At 70.5% G+C, this 12,247-nt stretch carries 12 protein-coding genes; 9 read left to right on the forward strand and 3 right to left on the reverse strand.

Going from position 1 to position 12,247, the window contains the following annotated elements:
- Positions 1-28: 28 nt before the first annotated feature.
- Genes C569_RS0113990 through C569_RS0114000 form a run of 3 tightly spaced genes read right to left on the reverse strand, consistent with a single transcriptional unit; the run spans position 29 to position 2,159 of the window.
- Positions 29-694, reverse strand: a complete 666-nt coding sequence (locus tag C569_RS0113990; RefSeq protein WP_018786403.1) for an SDR family NAD(P)-dependent oxidoreductase — start codon at positions 692-694, stop codon at positions 29-31.
- Positions 691-1,353, reverse strand: coding sequence for a carboxymuconolactone decarboxylase family protein (locus C569_RS0113995; RefSeq protein WP_018786404.1), 663 nt, complete (start codon positions 1,351-1,353; stop codon positions 691-693). The genes C569_RS0113990 and C569_RS0113995 overlap by 4 nt, the downstream gene beginning before the upstream one ends.
- Positions 1,350-2,159, reverse strand: coding sequence for a hypothetical protein (locus C569_RS0114000; protein ID WP_018786405.1), 810 nt, complete (start codon positions 2,157-2,159; stop codon positions 1,350-1,352). Before C569_RS0114000 ends, C569_RS0113995 begins: the two co-directional genes overlap by 4 nt.
- A 183-nt stretch (positions 2,160-2,342) precedes the next feature.
- On the opposite strand from C569_RS0114000, the gene C569_RS0114005 reads away from it, so the two are divergent.
- The 9 genes from C569_RS0114005 (at position 2,343) to C569_RS0114045 (ending at position 12,247) form a co-directional block, all read left to right on the forward strand.
- Complete coding sequence (locus C569_RS0114005) at positions 2,343-3,098, forward strand: hypothetical protein (protein ID WP_018786406.1); 756 nt, start codon at positions 2,343-2,345, stop codon at positions 3,096-3,098.
- A gap of 213 nt (positions 3,099-3,311) precedes the next feature.
- Complete coding sequence (locus tag C569_RS30275; RefSeq protein WP_196806726.1) at positions 3,312-4,007, forward strand: aspartate/glutamate racemase family protein; 696 nt, start codon at positions 3,312-3,314, stop codon at positions 4,005-4,007.
- Positions 4,008-4,050: 43 nt separating this feature from the next.
- Complete coding sequence (locus tag C569_RS0114015) at positions 4,051-5,163, forward strand: ABC transporter substrate-binding protein (RefSeq protein WP_081635953.1); 1,113 nt, start codon at positions 4,051-4,053, stop codon at positions 5,161-5,163.
- A gap of 71 nt (positions 5,164-5,234) precedes the next feature.
- Complete coding sequence (locus tag C569_RS0114020; protein ID WP_018786409.1) at positions 5,235-6,299, forward strand: alpha-hydroxy acid oxidase; 1,065 nt, start codon at positions 5,235-5,237, stop codon at positions 6,297-6,299.
- 21 nt (positions 6,300-6,320) lie between these two features.
- The gene (locus C569_RS0114025) at positions 6,321-7,142 is read left to right on the forward strand and encodes an ABC transporter ATP-binding protein (protein ID WP_026268130.1); all 822 of its coding nucleotides are present in this window, start codon (positions 6,321-6,323) and stop codon (positions 7,140-7,142) included.
- Positions 7,139-7,975: an ABC transporter permease gene (locus C569_RS0114030; protein ID WP_018786411.1), complete on the forward strand. Its 837-nt coding sequence runs from the start codon at positions 7,139-7,141 to the stop codon at positions 7,973-7,975. The genes C569_RS0114025 and C569_RS0114030 overlap by 4 nt, the downstream gene beginning before the upstream one ends.
- 1 nt (position 7,976) lies before the next feature.
- Positions 7,977-9,344: an MmgE/PrpD family protein gene (locus C569_RS0114035; RefSeq protein ID WP_018786412.1), complete on the forward strand. Its 1,368-nt coding sequence runs from the start codon at positions 7,977-7,979 to the stop codon at positions 9,342-9,344.
- A gap of 59 nt (positions 9,345-9,403) precedes the next feature.
- A complete protein-coding gene (locus C569_RS0114040) occupies positions 9,404-10,273 on the forward strand; it encodes an IclR family transcriptional regulator (protein WP_081635954.1) in 870 nt (289 codons plus the stop codon).
- A gap of 318 nt (positions 10,274-10,591) precedes the next feature.
- Positions 10,592-12,247: an ABC transporter substrate-binding protein gene (locus C569_RS0114045; protein ID WP_026268131.1), complete on the forward strand. Its 1,656-nt coding sequence runs from the start codon at positions 10,592-10,594 to the stop codon at positions 12,245-12,247.

A 12,247-nucleotide genomic window follows, 5' to 3' on the forward strand; every position in this document is an offset into this window, starting at 1 on the left:
TGGTACCTCCTTACTCGTACGGTCCCGGTCATCCCGTCCACATCCCGCCGTTGACGTCGACGGTGGCGCCGTTGACGTAGCTCGCGCGTTCCCCGAGCAGGAAGGCGATCGTCTCCGCGACCTCCGCCGGCTCGGCGGGCCGGCGCAGCGGCACCTGACTGACGAGGTCCGACAGCTCCCGGGTGGACAGGCGCTCGGTCATCACCGACCGCACCGGTCCGGGTGCCACCGCGTTGGCCCGTACGCCCCGGCCGCCGAACTCCTTGGCGATGTTGCGGGTCAGTGCCAGCACCCCGGCCTTCGCCGCCGCGTAGGCCGGCCCGGACAGCGCGTTCCCGCCGTGCCGGCCGTTGACCGAACTCATCAGCACGATGGCGCCGGCACCGGCCGCGAGCATGGCCGGCAGCACCGCCCGGACCACGACATAGGCGCTGGTCAGGCTGTCGTCCAGCACCTGCCGCCATTGTTCGGGCGAGACGTCGAGCAGTCCGCCGTGCCCGACCGATCCGGCCAGGTGTGCCACCCGGGTCGGGGCCTCGGGGAGCGCGTCCAGGAACTGGCGTACCTGGCGCGGGTCGGCGGCGTCCACGCCGTCGGTCCGGTCCAGTACGTGGACCGTCTCCCCGTCGCGGCGCAGGGCGTCGACCACGGCGGAGCCGATCGCCCCACGTCCGCCGACCACCAGCGAGGTCATGAGCGGCGGGTCCGGGTGTTGACGCCGGTCAGCTCGCCGGTGGGGGTGACGCGGCCGGACTCCACGGCGCTCAGCCACTGGTCGGTGGCCCAGAGCAGCGCGTTGGCGCCGCGCGGCAGCAGCAGGTAGCTGATCGCCTCGGCGACGTCCCGCTCCCGCACCCCGGCGGCGTACAGCCGGTCGAGGTGGTGCAGGAACGCCTCCTCCTGCTGGTGCACCGCGTGCACCACGACGGCGATCAGGTCGGTCTCGCGGTCGGACAGGTCCGGCGCGGCGGCGGCGAGCAGGGCGTGGTAGCGGGTGAAGCCGTCCATCGGCAGCGTGGTCGCCCAGGCCCGCGCGGCGAAGAAGATCGGCCGCCACGCGGCCGCCGCCCCGGCCACCGCTGTCGCCTGCGCCATCTCGTCGGTGGTCAGCCCCGCGGCGTACCCGCGCTCGACGTGCAGCGAGCCCACCGCCTCCTCGTCGGCGACGAGCAGACCGACCCAGACCAGCTCCCGCTCGCGGGCCGGCAGGTGCCGCTCGTCGAGGGTGAACCGGCGGTAGAGCCGGGTGTACGCGTCCAGGAAGCCGGGCTCCGTGCGGGCGTACACCTCGTGGTACGACAGCAGGTAGCCGCGCTCGGCCCGGATCGCGGCGAGCTGGCCGGGCTCACTCATCGCTGCGACGGCCCGAGGCTCGGCGTCAACGAGGCGTCGCGGTCGTAGAAGGCGGGGACGAGGCTGCCCAGGTCGTGTCCCGGCAGCGGGTCGCGGTAGTCGGTGCTGCCGAAGTCGTTCTTGCGGATCAGGGAGAGGTTGCCGGTGCGGCTGTAGAGCGGGCCGTGCCAGGTCTGCGGGCTGCGGAAGAAGTAGCCACCGGGCTTGACCACACCGCGGCGTCCCAGCATCAGATCCCCGGCGATCTTGAAGGACTCCTCGTAGACCGGGTGCTTCTCCTCGTTGACCGCCGTGTATCCGGGGAGCATGCCGACGAGGAAGACGATGCCGGCCTCGTCGCGGCGCAGCCAGCGGATCCGCACGTCGGCCGGTTGCGGCTCGTCGCCCCGCCAGCCCATCGACACCCACTCGTCGCGGGTCTCGTGCAGCACGGTGAGTGCTCCCGCCCCCGGTCCGGCGGCGAAGTCCGGCGTGCTGTGCGGGCCGAAGTACAGCACCGTCTCACCGACGCCGGGCACCCAGTCGAGCTCGGTCATCGCCTGGGCGTGCAGGTACGTGCCCGGGGCGTACGGCTCGTCGTTGACGGTGCCGCGGCCGGCGATGACGAAGATGTCGGCCTGGGCGCTCAGCACCCCCTGCTGCCGGTTGGTGAAGGCGAGCAGCTCGGTGCGGGCGCCGTCCTCCTCGTCGACGGAGAGCGTCTTGCGCAGGCCGCCGCCGTGGCCGGAGCCGAACTGACCGCCCGGGACCGGGGCCCAGGGCAGGTCTTGGGTCGAGACGAAGTCGACGTCAGGGCGATTCCACATGTCAGTCTGCACACCTTTGCCTCGGGGTTCCTGGGGCGCCCATCCGAGATAAGAGTTGTTCCTGTCAAACGAACGATGGTTTCCCAGGCGGAACAAGGTGGATACTGTCGTGCCACGGCCCGGCCTGTCAACGGTTCGGGCCGAGTCTCGGAACGATCAGCGAACTGGAAGGCGGTGGCTGTCATGGGTGAGGAGCCGAACCGGATCGACGCGTCGACCGGCGGGAGCGGCGGTGATGGGGTCGCGGCACTGGTGCCGCCGGAGAACCCGACGGTGGCGACCGAGCTGCGTGCCCTGCTGCCCGCTGCGGTCGACGTCCGGATCGCGCCGCTGCCGCAGCTGCCGGGCACCCTGAAGGAGCGGCTGCTCGGCTACAACGACGCGCTCACCTCCACCACGGGCACGCTGCTCCCGGCCCGGCCCGGGGTCACCTACTTCGCCTGCACCGGCTCGTCCTACCTGGTGGGAACGGACGGCGACGCGCGGCTGCACGAGGCGATCGAGGCGGCGGGCGCCGGACGGGGGCTGACCGCGGCCCGGGCGATCCTGGAGACGCTCGCCGAACTCGGCCGCACGCGGGTGCTGGTCGTCTCGCCGTACCCGGACTGGCTCACCGACCTGGCGGTCGGGTACTGGACCTCCGCCGGGCTCACGGTGGCCGGCGTGGCGAAGGCGCCGGCGCCGAACGGCATCTACGCGATCACGCCCGCCGAGGTCACCGCCCTGCTGCGTGGGCTGCGGCCCGACCCGGGCACGGTGGTGCTGCTCAGCGGCACCGGCATGCCGACGGTCGAGGCCGTCGCCGCGGTCGGCGACGAGCTCGGCGTGCCGGTGCTCTCCTCGTCGGTGGCCGCGGCGTATCGCGCCCTGCGTCGCCTCGGTCGGTCGGAGGTTTCGTCGTCGTGCCTGGTCAACGATCTGGTCGGCCGCTGGCGGTGAGCCGGCCGGACGTTTTGTTCCGGCTGCTTTTCCACCCTTGACGGGGCTCGGGACGAGCCATTAGCGTCCCGGCATACATAGCGGACCGGCGTTCCACTCAGGCGAACGATTCCGCTTCACCACTAAACCTACGCCCCGGCACCGGGCCGCCAGGAGGTGACGACGATGCACGGCTGGCGAGCCCGAATCGGCTTGATCGTCCCGCACGTCAACATGACTATGGAGCCGGAGATCTCCTCCGTACTGCCCCGCGGCGCATCCGCACACGCGGCCCGGATGGTGATTCCCCGGCTCGACCCCGCCGGTCTGGTCACCATGGCCGACGACGCCCTGCGCGCCGCTGAGCAGTTGTCCGAGCTCGACGCCGACGTCGTGGTCTTCGGCTGCACATCCGGCAGCTTCGTCGGCGGTCACGAGTACGAGACCGACCTGGTAGGGCGGATCGCCGAGCGCGTCGGCTGCCCGACGTTGTCCACGTCGGGTGCCGGCGTGCAGGCGCTCCGCGCGCTGGGCGTCACCCGGGTCGCCGTCGCCACCCCCTACGACGACACCCTCAACCGGCGGCTGCGCGAATTCTTCACCGCGCACGGTCTCGACGTGGTCAACCTGGTCGGTCTCGGCCTGCGGGAGCGCGTCGCGCACTTCCCGCTCGCCCGCACACCGGTCTCGGCCATCGCGCAGCAGTCCGAGGAGGTCGTCTACCGCCTCGCTCGGGCCGCCGCCCACCCGGACGCCGAGGCGCTGTTCATCAGCTGCACGAACCTCTCCACCCTCGGCGTGGTCGCCGAGCTGGAGAACGACCTTTCCATCCCCGTCGTCACGGCCAACCAGGCAAGTATCTGGGCCGCCTTCCGGGCGGCCGGTCTCGGCGACTCGCCGGCGGCATTCGGCACCCTCGGCCGGCACTGAGCGCGCCACCTCGTCTTTCTTACTCGTTCCCCCGGGAGTAACAATGTCTGCTTTGTCCCGTCGTGACCTGCTCCGACTCGGCGCCCTGGCCGGTGCCGGTGGCCTGCTGGCCGCGTGTTCCCGCCCGGACGGCGCCCCCGCCGCCTCCGGCGGCGGCAACGCCGGCGGCCCGTACACCACCATCCGGTCGACCGCGACCTCCTTCATCTGGGCGCCGTTCCTCGTCGCCGAGAAGAAGGGCTACTTCGCCGAGGAAGGGCTGCAGCAGAACGGCAAGGTCGCCGGGCAGGGAGTGGTGGCCAACATCGTTCTCGCCGGTGACGCCGATTTCGTCGTCGGCTCGCCGATGGACACCATGAAGTCCACGGCGGTGGGCCAGCCGCTGATCAGCTTCTGCGGCATGGTGACCACCCTGGCCACGAACATCGTGATCAGCGCCGAGGCGTTCGAGAAGGCCGGCCTGAGCGACTCCAGCACCCCCGAGCAGCGGGGCGCGGCCATGCGCGGCATGCAGCTCGCCTCCACCGGCGTCGCCAGCACCCCGGACCTGCTGATCCGGTACGCCGCCAGCAACCTGGGCAAGCTCGACCCGAACAAGGACCTGAAGATCGTGCCGATCCAGGGCGGCGGGTCGGCGATGCTCGCGGCGGTGAAGAACAAGCAGATCGACGGCATGGCGATCTCGTCGCCGATCTCCGACCAGGCGATCTCCGACCTCGGCATGAAGTACCTCTTCGACATGTCCAAGGACCCGGTCCAGCCGCTCGTCGGCTTCCCCTACATCGTGGCCTCCTGCAAGGAGGACTTCCTGGAGAAGAACCCCGAAGCCATCGCCTCGTACTGCCGGGCGATCCAGCGGTCGCTCAACTTCATCCAGGCGGAGAAGGACGAGTTCCGCGACCTGCTCGCCGGCATCTTCACCGACATCAAGCCCGAGGTCTTCAAGACGGCGTTCGAGTCGAACTACCCGATCTACGGCAAGAGCATCGTCCTGACCCCGGAACAGTTCAAGCAGGCCAACGAGTTCGTGGTCACCGCCTTCGAGATCAACGGCAGCGTCAGCGAGGCGGCCGCGGCCGAGAAGATCGGCTTCGACGACACCTGGAACGCCACCATCGCCCAGCAGGCCTTCGACAAGGTCGGCACGTCCTACTGAGCTGCGCTGCCCATCGCCGGCGGGGCCGGCTCCTAGACGTTGGGAAGACGATCGTGACTTCGGTACCAGGGGTGAGCTCCACCCACATCAAGAACTTCGGAGACCTCAAGGCCGCTGCCCGCAGCGGGGCGCGGCAGGCCGTATGGGACTTCCTGGAGGGCGGCGCGGGCGCCGAGCGCAGCGTCGCCGCCAACCTCGACGAGTTCGACCGCTGGACGTTCCGGCCCCGGATCCTCACCGGCAGCAAGCCGCCGTCGCTGGAGACGACCTACCTGGGCTGGCCGCTGAGGATGCCGGTGGCCACCGCGCCGTTCGGCGCGGACGGACTGTTCCACCCGGACGGCCAGCTCGCCGTGGCCGGCGCGGCGCAGGACGTCGGTGCGCTGGCCCTGGCACCGCACGTCTCCACCCACCCGCTGGAGAGGATCCGCGAGGTGGCACCCGAGTCGGCGCTGATGTTCCAGCTCCACCCGGTCGGCAACCTGGCCAACTTCCGGCGGCTGGTCCGCCGGGCCGAGTCGGCCGGATACCGCGGCCTCGTGATCACCGCCGACTGCCCGACCGCCGGTTACCGCGACCGCAACCTCGCCAACCAGTTCGTCTACGAGGACGTCATGCGCGGCAACTACCAGGGCGAGACGGACCACGCCGAGGAGATGTTCGGCGAGTTCCGCGCCATGAGCCAGCCGGTGTGGACGTTCGACTACCTGGCCGAGGCGCTCGGCGAGACCTCGCTACCGGTGGTGATCAAGGGTGTGATGACCGGCGAGGACGCGGTGCTCTCCGCCGACATCGGCGCGGCCGGGGTGATCGTCAGCAACCACGGCGGACGGCAGCTCGACTGCACCCCGGCCACGCTCCGGCAACTGCCCGAGGTGGTGGAGGCGGTCGGCGGCCGGATCAGCGTCGCCGTCGACGGCGGCATCCGGCGCGGCACCGACGTGCTGAAGGCGCTCGCCCTCGGCGCCGACCTGGTGGTGGTGGGCCGGCTCGCGGCGATGGGGCTGTGCGCCGGCGGCCGCGACGGCGTACGGCGGGCCCTCGAGATGGTCGCGGCGGAGATGGTCAAGTCGCTCGCCCTGCTCGGGCGATCGAGTCTGGCCGAGGTCGACCGCTCCATGCTCCAGCCGGCCTGACAGCGACACGGGAGAAGTCGGATGCCTTCTGAGAATTCGGGAACCGCCCGCAACGCCGTCGTCTCGGCGCAGGCCGTGTCCATGACCTACCACGGACGCCGTGGTCCCGTGAACGCCCTTTCCCGTGTGGACTTCAACCTGTGGGAGGGGGAGTTCGTCGCGCTGCTGGGCCCGTCCGGCTGCGGCAAGTCGACGCTGCTCAACATGGTCTCCGGGCTGATCATGCCGACCAGCGGGTCGCTGACCTACCGCGGGACGCCGATCGACGGCCCGAACACCAGCATCGGCTACATGACCCAGCGGGACTCGATCCTGCCCTGGCGTACGGTCTCCGAGAACATCGAGCTGCCGCTCCAGATCCGCCGGGTCCCGGCACGGGAGCGCCGCGAGAAGGTCGCCACCTACATCGAGATGGTGGGCCTCAGGGGATTCGAGAACACGTACCCGGCCGGCCTGTCCGGAGGCATGCGCAAGCGGGTGGGCCTGGCCCAGGCGCTGGTGTACGAGCCGGAGACGCTCCTGCTCGACGAGCCGTTCGGCGCACTCGACGCGATCCTGCGCCTGCGCATGCAGGCCGAGTTGCTCTCGCTGACGGAGAAGCTCGGCGCGGCGGTGCTGTTCGTGACCCACGACATGGACGAGGCGATCACGCTGGCCGACCGGGTCGTGGTGATGAGCGCCCGCCCGGCCCGCATCGTCGACGTGATCGAGGTCGACCTGCCCCGCCCGCGGGACCTGGAACAGCTTCAGTTCACCGCGGAGTACCAGGAGGTACGCCGCCGCGTCTGGCACAACCTCGGGCGGGAGATCCACGCAGGCGAGAAGGAGATGGCGAAGCCATGAGTGACACCGAGACGGTCAGCCGCAGCGCGGTCACCGCGCCGGACGCCGGGCCGGACACCGCCAGGCCGCCCCGCAAGCTCAATCCGAAGATCAAGATCGCACTCGGGCAGATCGCCGTGGTGGTCGTCTGGCTCGGTTCGTGGCAGTGGATGTCCGGCCGGGTGGTCGACCCGTTCTTCACCAGCTCGCCCAGCGCGATCGGGCAGCAGTTGCTGGAGTGGTTCCGCACCGGTTCGATCTGGCCGCACCTGCTCATCACGTTGCAGGAGTTCGGCGCCGGCCTGGCGATCGGCAGTGTGGCCGGCGTGCTCGTCGGCTTCACCCTGGGGCGGTTGCCGACCACCGCGGCGGTGCTCAACCCGTTCGTCACGGTCGTCTACAGCATGCCGAAGCTCGCCCTGGCCCCGCTGTTCGTGCTCTGGTTCGGCATCGGGTTCGGCTCGAAGATCGTGCTGGTCGGACTGATCTCCTTCTTCCTGGTCTTCTACAACACGTTCACCGGCGCGCGTGACGTCGACCCGCTGTTCATCGACTCGCTGCGGATCATGGGGGCCAACCGGCTGACCATCTACCGCCGGGTCGTCATGCCGTCAGCCGCGGTGTGGGTGATGACCGGTCTGCGCATCGCCGTGCCGCAGGCCGTGATCGGCGCGGTCGTCGGTGAGCTGATCTCGTCCAACCAGGGCGTGGGCTACATCATCGCCAACGCCGCCGCCTTCTTCAACACCACCGGCGTGCTGGCCGGCGTCGCGCTCGTGGCATGCGTGTCGGTCGTCCTCTCCCAACTGATCATCACGTTGGAGCGCTGGGCGACCCGCTGGAAGCAGGGCTGAGATGAATCCGACCGCCGCGCTGGCGCGCTGGGCCGCCGACCTGCGGTACGACGACCTCTCCGCCGACCTGGTCGGGCGGGTACGCGGACTGCTGCTCGACCACCTCGGGGTGGCGGTGCTCGGCAGCACCCGCGACCACCACCGGCGCTGGGTCTCCACCGAACTGCGCATGGGCGGCGGTGAGCCCGGCCTGAGCACCGTCGTCGGGACCGCCCTGCGCGTGGCACCCGACCGGGCGGCGTTCCTCAACGGCGTCGCGGGCTCGTCCGGCCCCAACCTCGACGACGTCTGGCACGGCTCGCTCGGGCATCCGGGTGTCGGCACGTTCCCGGCGCTGCTGGCGCGCGGCGAGGAGGTACGTGCCTCCGGCCGGGCACTCGTCGAGGCAGCGGTGGTCGGATACGAGGTCACCATGCGGATCGGCACCGCTCTCGGCCGGTCGGCGTTCGACCGGGGCTGGCACCCGCGGGGCGGGTGCAACGCGGCGGCTGCCGCTGTGGCGAGCCTGAAGGTGGGCGGCGAGCAGCGGGCCGAGGTCTACCAGGCGGCGATCGGCCTGGCCGTCAACGCGGCGGCGGGCGTGGTCGGCGCGGCGTACTTCTCCGACGCCTGGTACGCCCTGTCCGGGCAGGCGTCCCGGGAGGGACTGCTCGCCGGTCTCGCCGCGCACGCCGGCCTGCGCGCCACCGACGAGCCGCTGGCGGCCGACCGGGGCTACCTGGCCGCCGCCTCCGATGAGGTCGACCTCGACAGCCTCACCGAAGGGCTGGGCGGCGAACCGATGCTGATGCTGGCGGGCCAGAAGCTGTACCCCTCCTCGGGCGCGACGCATGCCGCGTTGGAGGCGGCGATGACCGCCCGTGCCGAACTGGGTCGCGATGCCGCCGAGATCGTGGAGATCAACGGCTGGGGCTTCCGCGAGATGGTCGACGTGCTCGGCCGGGCCCATCCGTCGACGGCGCTGGCCGCGAGCATGAGCACCCCGTACGTGGTCGCCTGCGGAGTCCGCGACGGCGGGTTCGATCTGTCCCATCTGGATCCGGGCCGGATCGCGGACCCGGAACTCGCGCGCCTCCAGTCGGTGACCCGGCTGGCCGTCGACGACCGGCTCGACCGGATGCCGCCCCGGCACCTCGGCGCCCGGATCCAGTTGGTGGCCCGGGACGGCCGGCAGGCGACCGCCGAGGTGCTCGCCGCGAGCGGGCACGCGGGCAACCCCCTCGAATTCGACCGGGTCGCGGGCAAGGTGCGGCGGCTGCTGGCCGGCAGGTGGCCGGAGGCCTCCGTGGAACGGCTGGTCGACGGCGCGGTCGCGCTGCCCGCGACAGATGTCGAGGCTTTGATGCGGGTGGTCCGGCTCGGCGGATAATGAGTCCGCGGCATTCTCCGGCACCATAGACGCCAACTGTTCTTTAAGGAGCCTTCGGCATGGCCCCAGTGGATACCGGTCCGGCCGGCGCGGAGATCATCGTTCAGTCCCGGCCCGTTCGGCGACCGGAGCCGGGCGGCACGGAGCAGCCGGACGGGGACGACGGCCGGGCCCGCTCCGGACTGGCCCGGACCTTCGCGATCATCAATCTGCTGGCATCCCGGGCGCCCGAGGCGCTGGGCGTGTCGGCGATCGCACGCGACCTCCGCATTCCCAAGGCGGTCGCGCACCGGATCCTCAAGGAACTGGTGACCGACGCGTTCCTCGCGTTCGACGAGGGGACCAAGCAGTACCAGCTCGGTCCGGGCGCGCTGACTGTCGGGCTGGCCGCGCTGCGGACCCTGGACGTGCCGAAGACCGCCCGTCCCTATCTCGAGCGGCTCGTGGAGCTCAGCGGGGAGACCGCCACGCTGTCCATCCGGCAGGGCTGGCAGCGGGTGTACGTCGACCAGGTGCTCTCCCCGCACGAGGTGCGGATGTCGGTGGCCCTGGGCCGGATGTACCCGCTGCACGCCGGGTCGTCCTCCAAGGCGATCCTCGCCGCGCTGCCGGACGAGATGATCGAGGAGTTCCTCACCCAGCACCGGCACGCCAGCCTCACCCCGCGGACGCTCACCTCGGCCGACGCGCTGCGGGACGACATCACCGGTGTCCGGGAGCGGGGATACGCGGTGAGCTTCGGCGAGCGGCAGGCCGGCTCGGCCAGCGTCGCGGCGGCCATCCGCAGTGCCTCCGGAGACGTGGTGGGCGCGGTGTCGCTGTGCGGTCCGCGGGAGCGGCTCGCCGAACAGACACTGCGGCATGGCGCGGCGGTGGTCGAGGCGGCCCGCGCCGTGTCCCGCGACATCGGCTACCGCGGGCCGTTCTGACCGACGAGGCCGGCTCCGGCCCGCACGGCGGGTCCGAGGAGACCGGCCGCCCCTGACCGCGCCAACGACGACCCCGGGTGTACCTCCCGGGGTTCTCGGCGTTTCCGGACCCGGCCGAGGTCGTCTCAGGCCATTCCAGTGAACTTTTGTGAACGCATACTCCCGGGAAATCCCGCACTTCGGGAGGCTGCAGTTTCGTGATGCGTTCGTGTTCGGTGAACGGCGTTCACCCCCTTGTTCACCTGTGCCTAATCCGGTAGAACACCAGGTAGGTCCGCAGCTAGGGCCATCTGCCTCGTGCTTCTAGGAGGACTTCTCATGGCTCGTTCACCCCGTCCGGGCGCCTCCTCGCCCGCGCTCTCCCGCCGCGGCGTCCTGCAGTTGGGCGGTAGCGTCGCGCTCCTGTTCGCGACCGGAGCCTGCGCCGCGGACAGCGGCAGCAAGTCCACCGACGGAAAGTCGGGTGGCGCCTCCGCCAAGACGCTGCGCATCGCCGTCTCCAGCTACCTGTCGAGCTGGGACCAGGACTTCGTCGGCTTCGACCTGACCGCGTTGATGCTCTACAAGAACGTCTTCCCGTACCTGATCGACTACGGGGTCACCAACGCCGACGGCAGCCAGATCCTCGACACCGGGAACATCACCCCGACGTTCGCCGAGTCGTTCGAGCCGGACGCCGAGCAGAAGGTGTGGACGCTCAAGCTGCGTCGCGGCGTGAAGTTCGCCAGCGGCAACGAGATGAAGGCCGCCGACGTGAAGTGGTCGAAGGACCGCGCGTTCGCCGCCCAGGCCAACGTGGCCGGGATCTACCGCACCATCGGCCTGACCAGCGCCGACCAGGTCAAGGTCGTCGACGACTACACGGTGGAGTTCCACCAGGCGTTCCCGAGCGCGCTGACCCGGCAGATCCAGGCGATCTCGCTCTACGTCTTCGACTCCGTCGAGGCCAAGAAGCACGCCAGCGGCAGCGACCCCTGGGCCAAGGAGTGGTTCGCGAAGAACCCGCCGACCGGCGGCTACTTCAACGTCGCCAAGGCCACCCAGGGCCAGGAGATCGAGCTGAGCGCGAACACCGGTTACCCGGGCCCGGACCCGGCCAGGACGCCGACCATCCGGATCTCCGTGGTGCCGGCCGCCTCCAACCAGCGGCTCCAGCTCCAGGCCGGTGACATCGACATCGCCCTGGGCATCAGCCAGCGTGACATCCAGGACCTGAAGAAGGCGCCGGGCATCAAGGTCATCTCGGCGGCCAGCAACCGCCAGGTCGCCATCCAGATGTCGGTGACGGCAGCGCCGTTCAACGACGTGAACGTGCGCAGGGCGCTCGCCTACGCGGTGCCCTACGAGCAGATCATCACCAACGTGTACGGCGGTGACGCCCGCGCGGCCAAGAGCCCGGTCCCGCTGGACATGCCCGGGTACGACGAAAGCGGCTACCCGTTCACCCACGACCTGGACAAGGCGAAGGCCGCAATGGCCGCCGCCGGCCGGGCGTCGCTCGACTCCGAGCTGGTCTTCGAGGCCGACAACGAGGAGCAGCAGAAGATCGCCGTCCAGGTGCAGGGCGAGGCGGCAAAGGCCGGCATCCGGCTCAAGCTGACCCCGCTGGACCCGGCGACCCTTGGCGAGCGGCGGACCAAGAAGAACATCCCGCTCCAGATCACCTCCGGGCAGCTCTGGGTAGACGACGTCGAATACATGCTGGCGACCAGCTTCGTCAAGGGCGCCAATCTCAACTACTCGAACTACAGCAACGCGGAGATCGAGCAGATCTACGAGAAGTCGCACACCACCGTCGAGGCCGGCGCCCGCAACGCGCTGTGGAAGCGGGTCCAGGAGATCCTCGCCGCCGACGTGCCGTGGGTGGTCATCTGCCAGCCCAACTTCAACCTGCCCGTCCGGGAATCAGTCGCCGGCTGGGTGCAGCCGATGGACGGTCTCGCCCGCCTGCGCTACCTGAGCGCTTCGGCCTAG

Source organism: Micromonospora sp. CNB394 (genome assembly GCF_000374985.1).
GTDB lineage: Bacteria > Actinomycetota > Actinomycetes > Mycobacteriales > Micromonosporaceae > Micromonospora > Micromonospora marina.